Here is a 21,024-nt window from a genome sequence, read left to right as displayed (position 1 = left end):
CTGCAACGCGTCTATGGGCTAAGACCATCTTTGGTTGTAGATTGAGGGAACGGTTAACCGCGAATCCGGTAGACAGGCAGGCAAGCGGGGTTTCGGCCAATGACGGGCGGACGATGGAGACTGAAGCATCTGGCTGCGCTGCTCGGCGCGCTTGTGCTTTCGGCCGTCGCCACCACTGAACCGCAGGCCGCCTCCCGCGTTTGCCGTCAACTGGAAGCCGAGCTTGCTTCTTCATCGAATGGCGGCGGCAATTCCAGCATGGTGCGGAAGTATGACAAGGCCATCTCCCGCCAGTTCGAACAGCTATCAAAGGTGCGCGGTCGTGCGAGCGATGCGAATTGCGGGTTTTCGCGGTTTTCGCGCAATGTCAGCCAATGTGCCGCGCTGAACAGCAGCATCGATCGCATGAACGCCAATCTCGATGCGTTGCAAGCCAAGCGCGCGCAGCTTGCCGGCGGCGGCTCGCGGCGCGACCGCGGCCGCATCCTGGCCGCGCTCGACGCCAATGGCTGCCGTGACGAGCCCGCGCCGCGCCGGGAGCCGCTGCAGGAAGCCAGCCGCGAACCCGACGACGGCAATCTGTTCGACCAGCTTTTCGGCGGCAACCGGCAGATCGACACGCTCGATCAGCCCGATGATCCCGGCGAGGAGCGCAATGTGCGCCGGGTGCTCAATCAGCCCGGCGTGCCGGATTTCCCGACGGTCGGCGGCGAGTTCCATACGAGCTGCGTGCGCACCTGCGACGGCTATTTCTTCCCGATGTCGAACTCGGCTTCGCTCGGCGATTTCGAGCGCGACCAGAAGAATTGCGAATCGAGCTGCCCCGGCACCGAAATGCAGGTGTTCTATTCGCGCGGCATGGAAGACGATTCGGCCAACATGACGTCGTCGGTGACCGGCAGGCCCTACAGCGAGTTGCCGACCGCCTATCTCTACAAACAGCCCAACATGTCGCGGCCGCAGGCATGTGGCTGCAATGCGCAGGCCGGAAATTTCGAGATCATCGGCGGCAACCCGCCACCGCCCGAGCAATCGCAGCCTGATACCGAGACAACGCCATTCATTCCGGTGCCGGCGGCCAAACCCGATCCGGGCGCGGATCCGGAGACGCTGGCGAACGTACAAGGCGGGCTCGACCGCGCCGCCATCAAGCGCCTTGCCGTCAAGCCGGTGGTGTCGCCGGTGTCGCTGATCCCGCCGGACCAGCGCAAGGTCAGGGTCGTCGGGCCAGCGTTCCTTCCCGACCCAGCAGCGGCAATAGATCTGCAAGCTCCGGCCCGGAAGCAAGTCCGGTAAGCGCCAGCCTGAGCGGCATGAACAGCGCCTTGCCCTTGCGGCCGCCGGCTTCCCTGATCCTGGCCGTCCAGTCTTTCCAGACCGTACCGGTCCACGGTTCTTCCGGCAACAGGTCGAAGGCCTGCTGCAGGAAGTCGCGATCCTCGTCGGAAAATTCCGGCGCGGGCTGCGGGCCGTCGGCAAGGATGCGCCACCAGCCGACCGCGTCGCTCAGCCGGTCGAGATTGCCGCGCACCGCCAGCCAGAACGGCTCGGCCTTGTCGCCGGAGATGCCGAGCACGATCAGCCGATCCCGCGCCTCGGAAAACGGCATGTGGTGCATGAGCGCACGATTGAGCACGAACAGCTCGTCCGGGTCGAATTTGGCCGCCGATTTCGACGTAGCGGCGGGATCGAAGCGCGCGGCCAGTGCCGGCATGTCATGCACCGCCGCGACATTTTCCGAGGTGCCGACAAGGACGGCCAGCGAAGCCACAGCCATCGGTTCGATGCCCTCCTCGCGCAGACTTTCGATCGACAGCGCACCGCTGCGCTTCGACAGGCCCTCGCCCGAGGCCGTGGTCAAGAGATTGTGGTGGCCGAAGACAGGCGGCTCGGCGCCCAACGCCTTGAACAGCGCGATCTGCACGCCGGTGTTGGTGACGTGGTCGTCGCCGCGAATGACATGACTGACCCCCATCTCGATGTCGTCGACGACCGAAGGCAGCGTGTAGAGATAAGTGCCGTCCTCGCGCCGCAGCACCGGATCGGACAGTGAGGCCAGATCGACGGTTTCCTCGCCGCGCACCAGATCGTTCCAGTGGATTTCGGTGCGTTCGGGCTGCAGCGGATCGCTGGTGAAATTCGGCAGCAGAAAGCGCCAGTGCGGCCGGCGGCCATCGGAGCGGTATTCGGCGATCTGCTGCTGCGAAAGCGCCAGCGCCTCGCGGCCATAGACCGGCGGCAGGCCGCGCGTGCGGCGCACCTTGCGGCGCAGGTCGAGTTCTTCGGGGGTTTCGTAGCAGGGATAAACAACGCCGGCCCTTTGCAGCCGCTCCACTGCCGCGTCGTAAATTTCGAAGCGCCGCGACTGGTATTCGGTGGCATCGGGGAAAATCCCCAGCCAGTGCAGGTCGTAGAGGATGGCGTCGGAAAATTCCTGCCTCGAGCGGGCAATGTCTGTGTCGTCGAAGCGCTGGATGAAACGGCCCTTGTTGTTCATGGCAAACAGCCAGTTGAACAAGGCGGTGCGGGCATTGCCGATATGAATGCGGCCGGTTGGTGAGGGGGCAAAACGGACGGTAACTGTCATGGGCGGGGCGTAACGGATGCTCTTGGAATTGACAAGACGCGCCCCCGCGCGACGCCAAAGACATAATGCACGCCAGCTAAAATGAAAAGGCTGTGAGCCAGAATCCGGCCGGGCCTGTCTCGGGTGAACCGCTCACCAGCGGTCCACGCCGGCAGAATCGGGCTTTCCTCAGCCGTTTTTTGTCCCCGTTATCCACATATGTGACACACAAGATGTTGGGGTCACAAAAGCTACGCAAACGAATCCTTGACGACGCAAACCGAGTCGCCTTTTATGTGCCATGTGCTCTTGTTGAGGGCGCGACCGGAGAGTTTCGAGCCCGGTCATTTTTCCCGGATTTTGTGCGTTTTGGCCATGATTTCCGCCTGTTTACGAGGCTGGCGGAAGCGTTGGATCGTGGGGGCTTCGGGAGCGAACAGGGAGATTTGTCGGACTGGAATAAATTGTCTGTTAACACTATATTTAGTGTTTGCAGGCAGGTTCGACGCTAGATAGTGTGAATTTCCCTCGATCGAGGGAATCGAGGAAAAATTCAGTTTTGAGGGACCCGCAGGGTTCGGCGCAGAGTTGGAACAGCGGCTTCGCAAGAAGCTCGACCAGCAAGGCGACGAAGAGTGCGACTAGGAGAGCCGGTGTTTCGAACGCCGGCAGACGGCGGACATGCGCGTTTCGCATTGGGGGCAGAAATCCCTGGGGAAAAGCGCTATATATAGACAAAAGGGACCGGACCAATGCGCATCGAGCGTCGTTTCACCAAGCCAGGCCAATCAGCTTACGCGGAGATCGAATTCCGCAAGGCGCTTTCGGAGATCAAGAATCCGGACGGCTCGGTGGTGTTCCGCTTGGACAATATCGATGTGCCGGCGCAGTTCTCGCAGGTTGCCGCCGACATCCTGGCGCAGAAGTATTTCCGCAAGGCCGGCGTGCCCGCGCGCCTGAAGAAGGTCGAGGAGAACGACGTCCCCTCCTTCCTGTGGCGCTCCGTCGCCGACGAGGCCGAGCTTGCCAAGCTGCCGGAAGCCGAGCGCTACGGTTCCGAAATCGACGCCCGCCAGGTCTTCGACCGGCTGGCCGGCACCTGGACCTATTGGGGCTACAAGGGCGGCTACTTCAAGTCGGAAGAAGACGCGAGCGCCTTCCGCGACGAACTCGCCTATATGCTCGCCACCCAGCGCGTTGCGCCGAACTCGCCGCAATGGTTCAATACCGGCCTGCACTGGGCCTACGGCATCGATGGTCCGAGCCAGGGCCACTATTATGTCGACCCGTTTACCGGCAAGCTGACCAAGTCGAAGTCCTCCTACGAGCATCCGCAGCCGCATGCCTGCTTCATCCAGGGCGTGCAGGACGATCTCGTCAACGAAGGCGGCATCATGGACCTGTGGGTGCGTGAAGCGCGTCTGTTCAAATATGGCTCGGGCACCGGCTCCAATTTCTCGATGCTGCGCGGCGAAGGCGAAAAGCTGTCGGGCGGCGGCCGTTCGTCCGGCCTGATGAGCTTCCTCAAGATCGGCGACCGCGCGGCGGGCGCCATCAAGTCGGGCGGCACCACGCGTCGTGCGGCCAAGATGGTCATTGTCGACGCCGACCATCCCGATATCGAGGAATTCATCGACTGGAAGGTCAATGAAGAGCAGAAGGTGGCGTCGCTGGTCACCGGCTCCAAGATCGTGAAAAAACATCTCGAAGCGATCATGAAGGCCTGCATCAATTGCGAAGGCCATGATGACGATTGCTTCGACCCGTCGATCAACACCGCGCTGAAGCGCGAGATCAAGGCGGCCAAGAAGTCGGCCGTGCCGGAGAACTACATCTACCGCGTCATCCAGTTCGCCAAGCAGGGCTACACCGCGATGTCGTTCAAGACCTACGACACCGACTGGGATTCCGACGCCTACCTCACCGTTTCCGGCCAGAACTCCAACAATTCGGTGTCGCTGAAGGACAACTTCCTGCGCGCCGTCGAGGACGACGCCGACTGGCATCTGACCGCCCGCAAGGACGGCAAGGTGCTGAAGACGCTGAAGGCACGCGACCTCTGGGAAAAGATCGGCTACGCCGCCTGGGCTTCCGCTGATCCGGGCCTGCATTTCAACACGACGATGAACGACTGGCACACCTGCGCTTCGGCCGGTGCGATCCGGGCCTCCAACCCGTGCTCGGAATACATGTTCCTCGACGACACGGCCTGCAACCTGGCCTCGATCAACCTTTTGCCCTACCGCAATGCCGACGGCACGATCGATATCGCCGCCTATGAGCACACGGTACGGCTGTGGACCGTCGTCCTCGAAATCTCGGTGATGATGGCGCAGTTCCCGTCGAAGGAGATTGCCAAGCAGTCCTATGAATACCGCACGCTCGGCCTCGGCTATGCCAATATTGGCGGCCTGCTGATGACGTCGGGCATTCCCTATGACTCCGACGAGGGCCGCGCCATCTGCGCAGCACTCACCGCCATCATGACCGGCATTGCCTATGCCACATCGGCCGAGATGGCCGGCGAGCTCGGCGCCTTCGCCGACTACGACCGCAACGCCCAGAACATGCTGCGCGTCATGCGCAACCACCGCCGCGCCGCATACGGCGAAAAGGGCGGCTACGAGAAGCTTGCCGTCAATCCGGTGCCGCTGGTCGCGTCCGACCTCAAGCAGCAGGAGCTTTTCGTCCACGCCAAGGCTGCCTGGGACCGCGCCATCGAACTCGGCGAGGAGCATGGCTACCGCAATGCGCAGGCAACCGTGATTGCGCCGACCGGCACGATCGGCCTGGTCATGGATTGCGACACCACCGGCATCGAGCCTGACTTCGCGCTGGTGAAGTTCAAGAAGCTTGCCGGCGGCGGCTATTTCAAGATCATCAACCGCGCCGTGCCGGAAGCGCTGCGCACGCTGGGCTATTCCGAAAGCCAGCTGGCCGAGATCGAGGCCTATGCGGTCGGCCACGGCAACATGAACCAGGCGCCGGCGGTCAACCCCGGCTCGCTCAAGGCGAAGGGCTTTACCGATGACAAGATCGCCGCGCTCAATGCGGCGCTGAAGTCGGCCTTCGACATCAAGTTCGTCTTCAACCAGTGGACGCTCGGCGCCGACTGGGTGAAGGAGACGTTTGGGTTCACCGACGAACAGCTCAACGATTTCTCGTTCGAGATGCTGCCGGCGCTGGGCTTCTCGAAGAAGGACATCGAAGCCGCCAACATCCATGTCTGCGGTGCGATGACCCTGGAAGGCGCGCCCTTCCTCAAGGCCGAGCACCTCGCGGTGTTCGACTGCGCCAGCCCGTGCGGCAAGATCGGCAAGCGTTCGCTTTCGATCAACAGCCACATCCAGATGATGGCGGCGGCACAGCCCTTCATCTCCGGCGCCATCTCCAAGACCATCAACATGCCCAACGATGCGACGGTTGAAGACGCCAAGGGCGCCTACATGCTGTCGTGGAAGCTGGCGCTGAAGGCCAACGCGCTTTACCGCGACGGCTCAAAACTGTCGCAGCCGCTCAACTCCTCGCTGCTCGCCGATGGCGAGGACGACGAGGACGACATGGTCGAGCAGCTTATCGCAGCACCGGCTGCGGCGCGTGCGGCGCAGATCACCGAGCGGATCGTCGAGCGCATCATCGAGCGCGTGTCGCGCGAGCAGGAAAAGCTGCCGGGACGCCGCAAGGGCTACACGCAGAAGGCCAAGATCGGTGGCAACACCATCTTCCTGCGCACCGGCGAATATGACGATGGCCGTCTCGGCGAGATCTTCATCGACATGAACAAGGAAGGCGCAACCCTGCGCGGCTTGCTCAACAACTTCGCCATCGCCATCTCGCTTGGCCTGCAGTACGGCGTGCCGCTCGACGAATATGTCCACGCCTTCACCTTCACCAAATTCGAGCCGGCCGGCATGGTGCAGGGCAACGACGCCATCAAGAGTGCGACGTCGATCCTCGACTACGTGTTCCGCGAGCTCGCCATCTCCTATCTCGGCCGCAACGACCTCGCCCATGTCGACCAGTCGGATTTTTCCAACACGGCATTGGGACGCGGCATCAGCGAAGGCAAGACGGACGCGGTCTCCAAGGGCCTGACCCGTGGCGCCTCGCCGGTAAAGCTGGTGTCGCGGGCAACGAGCAGTGATCCCAAGGGTTTTGCCGGCGCCGGCACCCCTGCCCGCTCGGCGCCCACCGCCTTCTCCGGCTCCAATGTGCTGGCGCTGAAGCCGGCCAGCGACGAGGCGGTCGCCTACAAGCGCGACTATGAGGAGCGGGCCAAGGAATTGGCAGAGGACATCGCCTTCGAGCAGGACGCGGCTTCCACCGACGCTACCGCGGCACTGTTCACCGACGCTGCGGCCAACGAAGCGGCCGAAGCCAAGAAACTCGCCGCCGACCGCCGCGCCAAGTCACTTTTGCAAGGCTACACCGGCAATTCCTGCTCCGAGTGCCAGAACTTTACGATGGTTCGGAACGGGACTTGTGAGAAGTGCGATACGTGCGGCGCCACGAGCGGGTGCAGCTGAGACTTCTCGCGTTTCTTAATCTCAAGCAGAAAGAGGCGGTGCATATTGCGCCGCCTTTTTTTGTTTCATGATCTTCAAAAACAGGTTATAGCGCATCACAAATAACAAAATGAACCGGTGGGGAATGGCATGCCTTATTCAAAAATAATGGGGTTTAGCTATCAAAAAGGAAAAATAAGATACTCTACGCTTTCAAACATCGCATCAAATTTGACGTATTTGAACCACGGGTCAATAAAGTACGACGTAGAGCTCGACCTTTCCGACCTTGTTGAACGGTGGCGTCTCGATTTTAACGAACTTTTTAAAGCACAAAAACCAGACTTAGTTTCTTCCATTGAAATTTGGGAAAGCAAAAGCCGAAATTCATCACGGTATCAAATACTGCCTCTCGGAATACTTTCGCAGTGCTGCAAATCTAACAATATTCCAATAAAAGTTTTTACGCCTCAGGCTTTTATTAAAGGAGGGCCATTTGGCCTCCCTGCTGGCGCCAAACCTATACATGCAGTAGATGCAAAATTTCAAGCGCATCCTCCCCTGTGGGACGAAATGCAGCGAAAGAGTGTGTTAGTTGCTTGGCGAGCGGCACTGGAGTGATTTCATGTTGTTCTCGGCTAACGACCCGATTAGCAATGTTCGCATACTAAAATACGTCGGCGCGGGCGCGTTCGGCGAAGTTTATCACGCAATCGATCTGGCAATGAATCGAGAGTGTGCGGTAAAATACGTTGAAAACACGGATCCGGCTGCATTTAAAGCTCATATCGAAGCTCAAGTACTTCATCTTTGCAAACACGATCGCGTAGTCGAAGTATTTGACGTGCAACCAATCACCCACGCTGGAAAAAAGTACGCCGCCATCGAGATGGAGTATCTCCCTGACGGCTCGGCAGAGGCATTCTTGGAGAAACAACATGTTTCATTAAGAATGGCAATAAGATGGGTTATCGACATACTTTTTGCTTTGGAAAATTCTCACAATAATTCCGTTTTGCACCGCGACATCAAGCCTGCAAATTTCATGCTGAAAGGAAAGTACGCGAAGTTGTCTGATTTTGGCCTCGCGAAGGCCACTGGTGGAGTTCCTCACGGCAGCGCTGCGGGGACCCCAATATATTCGGCGCCAGAGCTGTTTTCTGCCAAGGTAACCTCTGTCGCCACAGAGATATTTTCAACAGGGATGTCGCTCTATCAGTTGGCGTGCAACATGCGGGATTGGGGCGCTTTTCCGATAAGCAAATCGATGGTCGAGAAGGGCCAAGTGGTCAAGCGAATTGGTTATCCTGGCTACATTCCTGAAAGATTGAAAAGAGTGTGCAACAAGGCTTGCAACCATGACCCAGCAAAGCGTTTTAAAAGTGCGCACGAGATGCGGCAGGCGCTTGAGAGTCTTTCGATCAGACTGGAATGGATACAAACTCAACCAAACGACTGGATCGCAGAAGATGGAACTAAGGAGCATCGTCTGACGATTGCACCTGGGAAAAACTCATTCGAGGTAATCTATCAGGTGAACGGAAGACGGAAAAACGAAAGCTGCGCGAAATTTTCGACTATGTCAGAAGCGATAGCAGGATTGAGCCAGAAGGTATCGCAAAGCTCACTTCGCTGATCATTAATCGACTTTCCAACGATTATGGACCGCAGGCCTAATGCATGTCGCCTTGAAGTGTGCCGCGGTTCTGGGACAACGACATGCATCAAAACAAAGACTTAAAGCGCGTCGCATGAATCCGTTTCAGCGCGACGCGCTTTAGATGTGGTCTGCGGTAGCCAATTTCTGCCGCCTTGCGCCAAGCCTTCTCGCCGCAATGAACGCCATACCAGGCGACTTGACCACAATCCGCTCTGGCTCCCGTCCGACGCCTACCCCTACGGCACCACCCGCAGCGTCTGCTCATCAAACAGCGGCTCGTCCTGCCCGGCGCGGACGAACAGCACCCTCTGCCCCTCGCCCGCCGGCACCTCGAAATACTGGATCCCATCAGGCATTTCGCCCCAGTCGCCGCAGGGCGGTTCGGGAACCTCGTCATTGGCGAGCGCTTTCAGTTCCTTCGCATAGGCAGCATCCGGGCTGAATGTGTAGCGTTTGACGCCGGCGAGCACGGTGCCCTCGGTGTAGGGCGCCAGCACGCAGCGAGCGCTGACGGCCTTATCGGTCTTTTCCAGCGACAGGCGCAGCACGGCAGCCTCGGCGGTTTCGCCTGATTTGATGTCGAACACCTCGACCAGAGGGTCGGCGCCCTCGCCATCGCTGTATTTGATGGCGAGCGCGTTGCCGACGAATTCGAAATGGATCTGGCGGAAGCCGAAATCGCAGCGCTGTGCCCAGGCGGCCAAACCGACCGTCTTGTCGGCCAGTTTTTCCCACACGCATTTGTCGATCGGTGGGCGTGATGGAACGGGCTCGTCTGCATGCGCAACGGCAATCGCCGCCGAGGCAAACAGCGTGCATATCCAGACAATCGATCTCATGGCGCTATTCATCGCTGCATCCTGTCAAAGTGAAGGCACGAGCCCGACCAGCCAGGCCGCAGCACCAATAAAGCCAGCCGAACAGACCCAAAGCAGCCAGAGCCCGCGCACCCTGCATTCGAGCACCGATGAGGCCGGGTTGACGGGGTCGTAGTGGACGTCGACCTCGCTGCCTTCGGCGTAGCGTTGCGACTGGCCCCGAACCAGGGCGGCCAGCGAAGCGGCGACAGCGGCGCCGAAGGTGACGCGGCTGGAAATGTAGCGCCGACCGGCAACCTCATAGCTGTAGACGATGCGAGACCGAAAGGCGCGGCGCCAGCGTTGGGTGCCGGCATCGATCCGGATCGTCTCAAGTCCCGAAGCATCGATGCGGCCGGGCGCGACCGGCCATTTTGCCGCCTGCTCGGCAAGCGACTTCTGGACGAAGGCCATGCGCAGGATCATCAGGCCCATGAACAGCAGCAGCGCTCCGGCGCCGAGGTTCTGCGGCTTGGGCAGGTGCGGCCGGATCGCCTCCAGCACGCCACCGAGCGAAAACACCAACACCACCGTGCCGATCACCAGCCCGGCCGAGAGCTTGACCATGAACTTGAAGGCGCCGTCCGGCAGGGTGCGTTCGATCACGGCCTTGCCCGGATCGGCCGGATTGTAGAAGACGGTCACTTCAGCGCCGGTGGGAAACTGCGCCAGGGTTTCGGTGACTTCGAAATTCCCCAGATTCTCCTTCACGCTGTAGCGCGAGCTTTGATATTTCTTTTTACCGACCTTGTATTCGAAGGTGATCGCCGGAAAATTGCGCATCTCGGTGGTGTCGCTGCTGTCCGAGCCGACGCCCGACCTTCTGACTTCACGCGCCTCGACGCGCGACGAGATGATCTTGCCCGGCGCCGGCAGCCAGTGGCTCATCGCCTGCACCTCGCGCCATTTGACGAAGGTGATGAACGACAGACCACCCGCGATCGCGCAGGCAAATCCGACAATCAGAAATTTGAGCTCTACGTCCACCGCGTCCCCCAGGAGTGCCGGAAGCTGCAAATAGATAGCACGGCGAAGGCAATGTCTTGATTATTCGCAAAGGACGAACCGCCCTTCCTCGGGTATCGAAGCCCCGCCAACTTTGTTAAGAGTCGCCCAAACTGTTAGGAGCCACGAGACCAGGATGACAGCACTGCGCGTTCTCTCGGATGCCTTCATTCCGGAACTCCCGAACCACTACAAAGGCAAGGTCCGCGAGAATTACGATCTGCCGGATGGCCGCCGCATCATCATCGCCACCGACCGGCTGAGCGCCTTCGATGTGATCCTGACCGCAATACCGCTCAAGGGAGAGCTGCTGACGCAGACGGCGCGCTACTGGTTCGAGGAAACGGCGGACATCTGCCAAAACCATGTGCTCGATTATCCCGACCCCAATGTCGTTGTCGGCACCAGGCTCGACATTCTGCCGGTGGAAATCGTCGTTCGCCACTATCTCGCCGGCACCACCAGCACTTCGGTGCTGACGAAATACAAGAACGGCGAACGCGATATGTACGGCATCCGCCTGCCGGACGGACTGCGCGACAATGAGAAGCTGCCGCAGGCCATCATCACGCCGACCAGCAAGGCGCTCGATGGCGGCCATGACGAGCCCTTGACGCGCGACGAGATCCTGACGCGCGGCCTGCTGTCGGAAGAGCAATGGGACACCGTCTCGCGCTATGCGCTGGCGCTGTTTGCGCGCGGCAAGGCGTTGGCCGCCAAGCGCGGCCTGATCCTGGTCGACACCAAATACGAGTTCGGCACGGACAAGGATGGCGCCATCGTCCTTGCCGATGAAATCCATACGCCCGATAGCAGCCGCTACTGGCTTGCGGCAAGCTATGAGGAGCGCTTCAAGGCAGGCGAGCGGCCGCAAAGCTTCGACAAGGACTTTATTCGCGCCTGGGTAACCGCGCGCTGCGATCCCTACAAGGACCGTATTCCGAAAATCCCCGCCGAACTCATCGAGCAGACGTCGCGTGTCTATACGCAGGCCTTTGAGACCATCACCGGCAAGACCTTCACCGCTGATAGATCGGGAAAGACGGTGCTGGACCGCATTCGCGAGAACCTGCGCCCTTATTTCTGACGGCGGCTGGCGGCCGCCAGTCAACTTGCCGAGGTCGCGGACACGGACGGTTCTGGCGGAGCGCGCCACGTGCCGAGATATGATCCGCACAGGATGAGCGCGAAGGCCGCGACAATGCCGATATCGAGCGGCTCCGAAAGGACGAGCACGCCGGCTGCCACGGAGACGGCGGGCGCCACATAAGTGATGACGACCGCCCGTTCGGGGCCGATCTCCCGCACCAGCAGGAAATAGGTGGCGAAGGCAATCGACGTGCAAAACACGCCAAGACCGAGGATTGCGCCAACCACCGTTGTCGACGGCATGGCCGCCGGCCAGGCCAACGCCGCCGGCACGGCGTAGATCAGCGCGGCCCCTGCCAGACAGACTGCCGTCAGCGAGGTTGCCGGCACATCGTTCAGCCAGCGCGACGCGATGATCGAACCCGAGGCATAGCAGGCTGCGGCCATGAGAATCTCGACGACCGCGAGAAATCCGCCACCCAAGGTCGGCAGCGCCAGCACAAAGACACCGGCAAAACCGAGGAAAAGGCCGGTCCAGCGGCGTATCCCCAGCCGCTCATCCGAACCCATCAGCTTGGAGAGCGCGACGGTTACGGCCGGCGTCATGGCAATCAGCAGCCCGGCGGTGGAACTGTCGATGCTGACTTCGCCATGGGTGATCAGCCCCCATGGCAGGATCATCTCGACCAGACAGAATGCGGCGACCGCCCGCCAATGTGTCTTCAGCCATCCGAAACTGCGCTGGACAAGGACGAAGGGCAGCAGCGCCAGGGCGCCGACGGCTGTTCGGGCAAAGACCAGGAAGGGCACCGACACCTCGGCACCTGCCAGCTTGATCAACAAATAGGGAATGCCCCACAGAAGGCTGAGCAGCACGAACAAAAACAGTCCGCGGCGCGTCATGACGGCCTCACAGCCAGAAAGGTGGTCCACTCTTCGCGATCGCGGCCGACGTTGAATTCGTCTCCGACAAGGACCAGCCCGGCGTTTTCGAGGCGGGCCGCGAAGTCGTCCCTGCGCCAGTAGACCGTATGATATTCGCCGCTCTTCTCGCCATCGCCAATGCGCATCGAGACGAGGAAGGCGCCGCCCGGCCGCAGCGACCCGGCAATCTTGGCAAGCACCTGGTCGGCCTGCTCGCGCGGCACGTGGATCAGGACGCACAATGCCAGCACCGCGTCGTAGGGGCCGCCGAGATCGTCGGTGATGAGATCGAGAAACTCACCATGCTTGCCGCGTGCGGCCTGCAACTCGAGAAACCGCTTCGTTGCGTCTGTGCGCCGAACCTGGACACCGAGCCCTTCGACGAAGTCCGCATCGTATCCGGGCCCCGAACCGACTTCCAGAATCCGGCCACCTTTGCCGGCGATCTTCACCAGGCGCTTCAGCCATTTCTGTTCTCTTTGGTTCGGAACGTGCCGCACCAGAGCGTCGTAGCGTTCGGCATAGTCCTCATAGGCGTTGATCGTTTGGCGGCTCTTCGCCAGATCCTCGGATGGCACAGTCATCTTTCCCTCCCCTGGTCAAAGAGCTTGCTTAGCCAATGGTGCCGGGAGGCACGCGTCCGTCAAGCATACCGATATCCCTGAGGAAATGATCCGACAGCGAGCGGCGGTCGAGCAGGCCGCGCTTGCGAGGCCTGAACGGCGCGGTGAAGAGGTCGAGCACCGGGCGGCGAAGCGTGTTGTAGAGAGCGATGGTGGTGGTCATTGCCGTATCCTCAGGTTTTTGATCCGATGAATGCAGCATGCCGTTTTCCGGGCTTGGTTTCCAATCGAACGTCGCGTAGTATGCATCAGCGGGATTGATGCGTCATGAGCTGGGAACTACCACCATTAGGAGCCATCAGGGTCTTTGAAGCCGCGGCCCGGCTGGGCAGTTTCACCAAGGCAGCCGAAGAACTCGGCATGACCCAATCAGCTGCCAGCTATCAGATAAAGGTGCTGGAAGAACGTGCCGGAACGCCGCTTTTCATAAGAAAAACAAGGCAGATCGCGCTGACCGAGGCCGGACAGCAGCTGGCGCCGCACGCAACAGGCGCGTTCTCGACCCTGGCCGACGCATGGGTCGCGACCAAGGGTGGAGCGACCGGCGTGCTGTCGGTGACGACCATGGAAACCTTCGCATCGAACTGGCTGGCCGTATGGCTTGGAACATTCCAGCTGATGCATCCCGACCTTGCCGTGAAGGTGAATACATCGCACGGGCTGGTCGATTTCACGCGCGGCGACATGGATGTCGGCATTCGCACCGGCAGTGGAAATTGGCCGGGCCTGACGGCTCACTATCTGTTCAAGGCGGACTATACGCCGATGCTCAGCCCGAGACTCGCCGAAAGCGTCGGCGGCATCCACCGCCCCGAGGATCTCTACCAAGTGCCGCTATGCTGTTCCGACGATCCCTGGTGGGAAATCTGGTTCAAGGCTGCCGGCGTGCCGTTCGAGCCCGATCGCGTCATCGCTGGCCCGAAACTGGGTACGCAGGCCTATGATGCGATGGCGGCGCTGACTGACAAGGGCGCCGCGATCCTGACCAAAAACCTTTACAGCGCCCTGTTGGAAAAGGGCCAGTTGATACAGCCATTCGACGTGCTTGGATCGGACGGCGACGGCTATTGGCTGGTGCATCTGGAGAGCCGCCGCAACGCGCCCAAAATCAAGGTGTTTCGCGACTGGGTGCTGGCGCAGACGGCTGAGATACGCGAACGCGAAAAGCGCGACAGCCCTCTAGGCACCGCGATAAAACTCGCCCCCGCCTCAACCCTCAGTCCTTGAAGGTCAACCCGTATTTTGCAACCTGTTCCTTCGGCATATCCGCAAGCGCCTGGCGCGTGGTGTAGCCGCCGTAGATCACCTTGCCGTTCTTGACCATCCAGTCCTCGACGTCGGCCTCGGTCACCGTCATCCTGTCGCCCATCTTGTACTTGTTGCCATTGACCGGCACGTCAGCAAGCAGGCCGATATAGGAGCCGTCGCTGTAGCCGACCAGCTGCAGCCAGATATGCTCGGTGGCGCCGTTCTGGGTCAGCGGGAATTTCACCGTGTAGGTGCCGGGCGTGCCAGCGTCCATCAGTTCGTGGAAGCGCTTGAGGGTCGAGCGGCCGCTGTCCTTGGCGGCCTGCATCGCCTTGTCCTCCGTGGAATAGGACACGACGTTCTGCTTCGACTCGGCCAGCGAAGTGCCACTTCCGCCCGGCATGTGGCCGAGCGAACTGAAAAACCCGTAGCCGACAGCGGCGGCAACAGCGACAGCCACAACTGGATTGCGCATGGACCCCTCCGAAACCCGATCACGGGCACGTTACTGGAAGGCTGTTGCCATACCGCTAAAGGACAGAGTGAGCGGATCGTTAGCGAGACGCTGAAAATTCAACCCAAGGCGCAGCGGCAGGCGGCGCAGGCGCACCGACACCGGCCTGACGTTCAATCGGCGTCGGCGACGGTCGTCTGCCCGCCTGCCCATGCCCGCCAGGCGCGCTCGTCGCCATGGAAGACGTTGAGGTCGATGCGGCCGGTCACGCCGTGCGACAGGCCGGAGCCGGAGTACTGCCAGAATAGCCATTTGCGGCCGGGATAGACTTTTGAGGGATGCCGCGCCACGGCGCGCAGCCAGAACGGATAATCGAGAAACGCACCCTTGAGATTGTCGCGATAGAAATCCGGTGCGGTGTAGATGATGGGCCGCTGGCCGTAATGGCGCTCCAGCTTGTCCATGAACACCTTCATCTTTTCCAGCACAGTGGCCCGCGACGGCCGCCGCTTGCAGGAAGATTCGCCGTTCCACTCGACATCGATTACCGGTGGCAGCGCGCCTTCGACCCTCGGCACATTGCGGATGAACCAGTCGGCCTGCTCGCCCGCAGTGCGGCACCAGTAGAAGAAATGATAGGCGCCGCGCTTCAGCCCGGCGGCGTCGGCATTGCGCCAGTTCTTCATGAACATCGGGTCGAGATGGTCGCCGCCATCGGTCGCCTTGATGTAGGCGAAGTTGGCGCCCTGGGCACGCAGCTTGCCCCAGTTGACATTGCCCTGCCAGCGCGAGACGTCGACGCCGTGGACGGCAAGGTAGCGTGGCGAAGCCTTGCCGAAATTGATCGGCTTGGCGTCGCGAAAGCCGTAGCGGGTGACCGGCGAGGCCAGTATGGCCGGCGCAGCGCGCGTCAACCGCTTCGGCGCAGACATCAGAGCGGCGGGCTCGAGCTGTGGTCTGGTGCTCCCCTGCGGCGTGCCCGCGACGATGGCCTCTTCTTCCTCGACCATGGAAAAGGGCGGCGCATTGTCGGCCACAGCGTTGTCGGCCACCATGTCGGACCGCATCGGCGCGAGGTCGGCGGTCTCCGCCGGAGCCGCTGTGACCGGCGCGCTCGGACGCACTACCGAACTGGTCGTCTCGTTCGACGGCTGCAAGCCATCGACGCCCGCTGTGGACGAACAGCCGGCAAGCCACAGCGATGCCAACACGAAACTGACGACGCCTGAAATCCGCATCTGGACCTGTACGCAAAACACAACAGACCGAAGGCAAACAGACGCCGCCGGACAAACCGGCCTCGATTACTAACGAGAAATTACCAACAAAGTTTGAATCAAGTTGTTAGGAATTGGCCCTCTTGTCTTCTCCCCCTGTGGGAGAAGGGGAAGCCCTTACCTTCCCAGCCATTGCTGCATGCAGCTTTTGGCCACCACATGCGCCGGTGGCACGGCGTCGGCGGCCGGGCGGCGGGCACGTTCGAGCAGCAGGCGAACCTGTTCGGGGCGCACGCGGTCACGCTCCATCACGAGGAGGACCATCGGATCGCTCAAAAGCTCGTCCAGAGTGCTGATTCTGTCGCTCATCGGTCGTCTCCTCGATACCGGCCCGCAGACGACAGATAGGCAGGCAATCATGGCCCGCCAATGACGCTTTGCCGGCTATGTCGTGGTTTCGGGATTAATTTCCGGTAAGGCCGGCGTCAGTTCGGAGGCGGCGCGCCTTCATGGTGCGGCAGGCCGTCATCGAGCTGCAGCCAGGGCTGCTTCGAGGCGGTCCACATATGCATTTCCGGCTTGAACAGCGAGGGATCGTCGAGCGAGCCGGTGGTGATGCCGACGATGCCGGCGGAGTCGCGTCGGGAAAACAGCGTGGTGCCGCAAGCGGCGCAAAAGCCGCGCTTGAGGTCCGGAGAGGTGTTGACCGTCGCCACCTCTCCCTCGACCGTGACATCGTCGATGCGAAACAAAAGGCGGGCGTTGAACGCCGCGCCTATGACCTTCTGGCAGCGCCGGCAGTGGCAGACGCGCTGGTTAAGCGGCGCCGCCTCGGAGCCGTAGCGCACTGCCCCGCAATGGCATCCGCCCTGGTATTTCGTCATCATTCGAACCCATCGCACTGAAGGTCTCTTGATGATATCGACAGGTACCTTCCGGTCAATTGAAAAGCCCTGATGGCGCCATCGATTGCGCCGATAGGACCAATGGCTGCGCCAAGGCTCCGTAGCTTCGCAGGCACAAAAAAGCCGACCGCCTCTTCGAGACGGCCGGCATGTATTTTCAGGCAAGCTATTTCGTTTCGCTGAGGACTTCGTCCCAGGTCTTCACCTTGGTTTCGCCATTGAGGAAGGGCAGTGCCGCGGCCGTCAGTTCCGGTGCGAAGAAGACGTCGTAGTGAGTGCGGTTGGGAATGATGGCCAGCCGGTTCTGCGACAGGTTCTCACGCATCCAGCCGGCATCCTTCAGCCCGCCGCCGAGCATCTGGTAGAACTTGATCTCGTGCTCGGGCTTGTACATGTCGCTGTCGCCATAGGCCAGCATGACTGGCATCTTCAGCTTCGCCACATCGGCGGAATAGTCGTAATCCTTGCGCATGAAATTGCCCAGCGCATCGAGCAGTTTGGGGAAATCGTCGGGACGTGGGGCGACGGCGACGTAGGATTTGTACATCGGCGTGTCCTTCATGAAATCGGCGGCGGCCGCGCTCACCTGCGCCTGCTGGCCGCGCATCTCGTCATAGAAGCCATTGGCGGCGAAGCCGGTCGAGACCAGGACCAGACGTCTCACCGTCTCGGGATGCTGAACGGCCATGCGGAAGGCGACGCCGCCGCCCAGCGAATAGCCAAGCACGTCGACCTTGTCATAGCCGAGCGCCTTGACGATACCAGCCATGTCGTCGCCCATCCCCTCCAGGCTGAAGGGTCGCTCGCCGAGCGCGGTGCGGCCATGGCCCTGCAGGTCGACGGCAATGATGGTGCGGTTTTCCGCCAGTCTAGGCAGCAACGGCGCGAACATGTCGGACGTGCCAAGGCCGCCATGCAGCAGAAGCAGCGGTTCGCCCTTGCCGTAGACGGCATAGTAGTAATTCAGGCCGTCGATCGGCAGCAGGCCGGACTTTTCCGGCTTCGGCATGGCTGTTGCTTCGGTGGTCATGGCGGGCTTGGTCTCCTCTGCATTGGCTGGGCCGGGCGCTGCAAACAAGGCAGCGACCGAGGCAAGAATGGCGAAATAGATTCGTCTGGACATGTCGGTCTCCTCAGGTTCCCCCCAAGGACGAGCGAGCACGCCGCGTGCCGACATGCCCTGCGAAAAAATCCGCGGAAGAATGATCGGTTTGGCTGTTGTCGATCGGTCGCGCGCCTCAGTGGCGCTTGGCTTGCACCAGATAGGCGTCGATCTCGGTCTCGCCGAGCCATTTGGCGGCTTCCAGCCGGTGCAGGCCCTCGACCAGGATGTGGCGCTTGCCGTCATTGCGAACCTGGATCGGCGTCTTCATGCCGTTTTCCAGTATGTCTTCGGCCAGGTGCCGGACCGTTTCGGGATGCAGCGTCTTCTTGCGCGCCGTCGGCACGTAGATGTCATCGACCTTGACCTTCTGCACTCTCAGCATGCCGGCTCCCGAGGCGGAACATACCGCCTCGCCTGAGATAGTCGGTTTGCCGGGTGCGGCCAAGAGCGGCCAAGCAATTGTGTCGTATGCAATTGCTGGCCCGATCGTTTCCATTTGACGCTTGGCCGGCAGATGGCCGAAATGGCGGCCTGTCACTTTTCCGGTGTTCATGACCCATCTGCCAACCGAATTTCCCGATTTCGGACTGACGCCCGAGCAGCGCCGCGAGGCAGTGCGCGGCCATTACTATGAATGGCCGGGAATGGACGGCGAGCGGGGCGAGATCTGGTGCTATTCTGATCGATTTTCCTACCGCGCCGGCGAGACCGTGACGATGCATGTCAGCTCGACGGCGCCGCGCTTCAGCATTGTCATTGTCCGCGACGGCGGCAGCGAGACAAAGGTCTTCGAGCAAACGGGGCTTTCGGCGCGCTGGCAGGATACGCCCGACCAGTGCTCGGTCGAAGGCTGCGGCTGGGAGGCGTCTTTCGAATTTCGCATCGGCGACGATTGGCCATCCGGCGCCTATCGGCTGACGCTGACGGCGGACGGGCGCGAGCCTATCCATTGCCATCACCTCATCATCGTCGCGCCCCTGCCCGGCAGAAAACCCGGTCGCGTGCTGCAGGTGGCGGCGACGGGCACCTGGCTGTCCTACAACACCTGGGGCGGCTCCAACGCCTATCAGGGTATCACCGGACCTGGCCGCGACCAGTATGCGCGCATGGTGTCGACGCAGCGGCCGTGGTGCCGCGGCTTTGTCGTGCTGCCCAAGGACGCGCCGCGCGTGCCCCTGGAGGTCGCGGTGCCGCCGAAAACAGTGCCGCGCTATCCGCACATGGAATGGGCGTACGCCACCGGACATTCGAAGAAATACACCTCCTCCGGCTGGGCGAGCTATGACTGCCACTTCTTCCGCTTTGCCGAGCGCGCCGGCTACGGCGTCGATCTCGCCAGCCAGCACGATTTGCACTTCTCGCCCGAAATCCTCGATGGCTATGACTGCGTGGTCTTCGTCGGCCATGACGAGTACTGGACCTGGGAAATGCGGGACGCCGTCGACAGCTACGTCGAGCGCGGCGGCCATGCGGCGCGCTTTGCCGGCAATTTCATGTGGCAGACAAGGCTGGAGGACGAAGGCCGCCGGCAGGTCTGTTACAAATACCGCGCGCGGGCCGAAGACCCGGCCTATGGCGGCGACGTCACCCGCGCCACCAACTCCTGGGAAGCGCCGGAGATCGGCCGTCCCGGCGCTCTGACCTTCGGCCTCAACGCAACGAGGGGCGTCTATGCCGGCTGGGGCGGCTGCGCGCCGCGCGGCGTGCGCGGCTTTCCGGTCTATCGGCCCGAGCATTGGGCCTTTGCCGGCACCGGAATCTATTATGGCGACCTGCTTGGCGCCGACAGTCATGTCTATGGCTATGAGGTCGACGGGCTCGATTTCGAGATCCGCGGCGGCCTGCCCTATCCGACACCGGACAGCGGTGCGCCTGACGGGCTGCAGGTGCTGGCCGTCGGCATGGCGAGCCAGGTCGAGGAAAGCGCCGATATCCCGATCGAGGACCAGTTTCTCACCGACGAGGATGGCCGCTTTACGGCCGAAACGCTGTTTGGCGAGGCGACCGACGCCAATCTGGAAAAGGTCAAACGCGGCAACGGCATGATCGTCAATTTCCCGCGCGGCAAGGGCGAGGTTTTCCACGCCGGAAGCTGCGAATGGGTCGCCGGCCTGCTCAGGCAGGACCCGATGGTCGAGCGCGTGACCAGGAATGTAATCGATCGCTACCTCGGAAAGTCCTGACATGCAGAAGCCCTCATCAACTGGTTCAGGAACGCGCGCGCCCTCGCACCTGTTCTACTTCTCCAGCCTGCGCCGGCCGCTGATCGACCGCGCCGAAGGCATTTATATGTGGACGCAGGACGGCCGCCGCTTCATCGACGGATCGAGCGGACCGATGGTCGCCAATATCGGCCATTCCAACCGCAACGTGCTCGACGCCATGAAGCGGCAGATGGACCGCGCCACCTTCGCCTACCGCCTGCATTTCGAAAACGAGCCGGCGGAAGAACTGGCGCGGGAGCTCGCCGGCAAACTGCCGGAGGGCATGGACCGAATCTTCTTCGTCTCCGGCGGTTCGGAGGCGACGGAATCCTGCATCAAGCTGGCGCGGCAATGGGCGGTCGCGACCGGCCAGCCGAAGCGCTGGAAGGTTATCACGCGTTTTCCCTCCTATCATGGCGGCACGCTGGGTTCGCTTTCGATAACCGGCGACGATGCGCTGGCCGAAACGTTCACACCGATGATGCGGGTGATGCCGACCGTGCCGGCGCCGACGGCATGGCGCGACCGCGACAATCTTTCGATGGAGCAGCGCGGCGTCCGCTATGCCGACATGCTGGAGGAGAAGATTCAGGCCGAGGGCCCGGACAGCGTGCTCGCCTTCATCATGGAGCCGATCGGCGGTGCGGCGACTTCGGCCCTCG

At 61.4% G+C, this 21,024-nt stretch carries 20 protein-coding genes; 8 read left to right on the top strand and 12 right to left on the bottom strand.

The window, feature by feature from the left end; genetic code table 11:
• Window positions 1-99: 99 nt before the first annotated feature.
• A complete protein-coding gene (locus NKI61_RS23545) occupies window positions 100-1,296 on the top strand; it encodes a DUF2865 domain-containing protein (RefSeq protein WP_352841056.1) in 1,197 nt (398 codons plus the stop codon).
• Here NKI61_RS23545 and gltX read toward each other — a convergent pair.
• The gene (gltX, locus tag NKI61_RS23540; RefSeq protein WP_352841054.1) at window positions 1,214-2,587 is read right to left on the bottom strand and encodes a glutamate--tRNA ligase; all 1,374 of its coding nucleotides are present in this window, start codon (window positions 2,585-2,587) and stop codon (window positions 1,214-1,216) included. The two genes, NKI61_RS23545 and gltX, sit on opposite strands and share 83 nt — an antisense overlap.
• A gap of 731 nt (window positions 2,588-3,318) precedes the next feature.
• Here gltX and NKI61_RS23535 point away from each other — a divergent pair.
• The 3 genes from NKI61_RS23535 (at window position 3,319) to NKI61_RS23525 (ending at window position 8,707) form a co-directional block, all read left to right on the top strand.
• On the top strand, window positions 3,319-7,092 hold the full coding sequence (locus tag NKI61_RS23535) for a vitamin B12-dependent ribonucleotide reductase (protein WP_352841051.1): 3,774 nt from the start codon (window positions 3,319-3,321) through the stop codon (window positions 7,090-7,092).
• A gap of 129 nt (window positions 7,093-7,221) precedes the next feature.
• Entirely contained in the window at window positions 7,222-7,692 is a 471-nt protein-coding gene (locus NKI61_RS23530; RefSeq protein WP_156936041.1) for a hypothetical protein, read from the top strand.
• A gap of 4 nt (window positions 7,693-7,696) precedes the next feature.
• A complete protein-coding gene (locus tag NKI61_RS23525) occupies window positions 7,697-8,707 on the top strand; it encodes a serine/threonine-protein kinase (RefSeq protein ID WP_352841048.1) in 1,011 nt (336 codons plus the stop codon).
• A gap of 260 nt (window positions 8,708-8,967) precedes the next feature.
• Here NKI61_RS23525 and NKI61_RS23520 read toward each other — a convergent pair whose 3' ends face one another.
• Window positions 8,968-9,570 carry a hypothetical protein gene (locus NKI61_RS23520; protein ID WP_245262764.1) on the bottom strand — a complete coding sequence of 201 codons (603 nt, stop codon included), beginning with the start codon at window positions 9,568-9,570 and terminating at the stop codon, window positions 8,968-8,970.
• Between the two features lie 24 nt (window positions 9,571-9,594).
• Window positions 9,595-10,575 carry a DUF3592 domain-containing protein gene (locus NKI61_RS23515; RefSeq protein ID WP_352841046.1) on the bottom strand — a complete coding sequence of 327 codons (981 nt, stop codon included), beginning with the start codon at window positions 10,573-10,575 and terminating at the stop codon, window positions 9,595-9,597.
• A 163-nt stretch (window positions 10,576-10,738) separates the two neighbouring features.
• Between NKI61_RS23515 and NKI61_RS23510 the strand changes: the two genes are divergently transcribed.
• Window positions 10,739-11,680: a phosphoribosylaminoimidazolesuccinocarboxamide synthase gene (locus NKI61_RS23510; RefSeq protein ID WP_352841072.1), complete on the top strand. Its 942-nt coding sequence runs from the start codon at window positions 10,739-10,741 to the stop codon at window positions 11,678-11,680.
• Between the two features lie 20 nt (window positions 11,681-11,700).
• Here NKI61_RS23510 and NKI61_RS23505 read toward each other — a convergent pair whose 3' ends face one another.
• From NKI61_RS23505 to NKI61_RS23495, 3 genes are read right to left on the bottom strand one after another with little or no spacing between them, the layout of a single operon-like run.
• Window positions 11,701-12,585 (bottom strand): DMT family transporter, encoded by an 885-nt coding sequence (locus tag NKI61_RS23505; protein WP_352841044.1) that lies wholly within the window; start codon window positions 12,583-12,585, stop codon window positions 11,701-11,703.
• Complete coding sequence (locus tag NKI61_RS23500; RefSeq protein WP_023669053.1) at window positions 12,582-13,190, bottom strand: class I SAM-dependent DNA methyltransferase; 609 nt, start codon at window positions 13,188-13,190, stop codon at window positions 12,582-12,584. The genes NKI61_RS23505 and NKI61_RS23500 overlap by 4 nt, the downstream gene beginning before the upstream one ends.
• Before the next feature lie 28 nt (window positions 13,191-13,218).
• A complete protein-coding gene (locus NKI61_RS23495; protein WP_023669054.1) occupies window positions 13,219-13,392 on the bottom strand; it encodes a hypothetical protein in 174 nt (57 codons plus the stop codon).
• Between the two features lie 104 nt (window positions 13,393-13,496).
• On the opposite strand from NKI61_RS23495, the gene NKI61_RS23490 reads away from it, so the two are divergent.
• The gene (locus tag NKI61_RS23490) at window positions 13,497-14,456 is read left to right on the top strand and encodes a LysR family transcriptional regulator (protein WP_352740850.1); all 960 of its coding nucleotides are present in this window, start codon (window positions 13,497-13,499) and stop codon (window positions 14,454-14,456) included.
• On the opposite strand, the gene NKI61_RS23485 is transcribed toward NKI61_RS23490, so the two are convergent.
• The 6 genes from NKI61_RS23485 to NKI61_RS23460 form a co-directional block, all read right to left on the bottom strand.
• Complete coding sequence (locus tag NKI61_RS23485; RefSeq protein ID WP_352740848.1) at window positions 14,446-14,952, bottom strand: DUF2314 domain-containing protein; 507 nt, start codon at window positions 14,950-14,952, stop codon at window positions 14,446-14,448. The two genes, NKI61_RS23490 and NKI61_RS23485, sit on opposite strands and share 11 nt — an antisense overlap.
• A gap of 152 nt (window positions 14,953-15,104) precedes the next feature.
• The gene (locus NKI61_RS23480) at window positions 15,105-16,169 is read right to left on the bottom strand and encodes a glycoside hydrolase family 25 protein (RefSeq protein ID WP_352841041.1); all 1,065 of its coding nucleotides are present in this window, start codon (window positions 16,167-16,169) and stop codon (window positions 15,105-15,107) included.
• 156 nt (window positions 16,170-16,325) lie between these two features.
• Entirely contained in the window at window positions 16,326-16,517 is a 192-nt protein-coding gene (locus NKI61_RS23475) for a hypothetical protein (protein ID WP_023669058.1), read from the bottom strand.
• A 116-nt stretch (window positions 16,518-16,633) separates the two neighbouring features.
• On the bottom strand, window positions 16,634-17,032 hold the full coding sequence (locus NKI61_RS23470) for a GFA family protein (protein WP_352650351.1): 399 nt from the start codon (window positions 17,030-17,032) through the stop codon (window positions 16,634-16,636).
• Window positions 17,033-17,219: 187 nt separating this feature from the next.
• Window positions 17,220-18,176 (bottom strand): alpha/beta fold hydrolase, encoded by a 957-nt coding sequence (locus NKI61_RS23465; RefSeq protein ID WP_023834154.1) that lies wholly within the window; start codon window positions 18,174-18,176, stop codon window positions 17,220-17,222.
• A 115-nt stretch (window positions 18,177-18,291) separates the two neighbouring features.
• Window positions 18,292-18,540 (bottom strand): ParB N-terminal domain-containing protein, encoded by a 249-nt coding sequence (locus tag NKI61_RS23460; RefSeq protein ID WP_023694150.1) that lies wholly within the window; start codon window positions 18,538-18,540, stop codon window positions 18,292-18,294.
• Between the two features lie 169 nt (window positions 18,541-18,709).
• On the opposite strand from NKI61_RS23460, the gene NKI61_RS23455 reads away from it, so the two are divergent.
• Both NKI61_RS23455 and NKI61_RS23450 read left to right on the top strand, forming a co-directional pair.
• The gene (locus NKI61_RS23455) at window positions 18,710-20,341 is read left to right on the top strand and encodes a N,N-dimethylformamidase beta subunit family domain-containing protein (protein WP_023743110.1); all 1,632 of its coding nucleotides are present in this window, start codon (window positions 18,710-18,712) and stop codon (window positions 20,339-20,341) included.
• A 1-nt stretch (window position 20,342) separates the two neighbouring features.
• Window positions 20,343-21,024, top strand: a 682-nt coding sequence (locus NKI61_RS23450; RefSeq protein WP_352841037.1) for an aminotransferase class III-fold pyridoxal phosphate-dependent enzyme, incomplete at its 3' end; no start/stop codon positions are given.

Source organism: Mesorhizobium sp. M0514 (assembly GCF_040321145.1).
In the GTDB taxonomy this organism is placed as follows: Bacteria; Pseudomonadota; Alphaproteobacteria; order Rhizobiales; family Rhizobiaceae; genus Mesorhizobium.
This window is presented reverse-complemented; position numbering and strand designations above follow the sequence as displayed.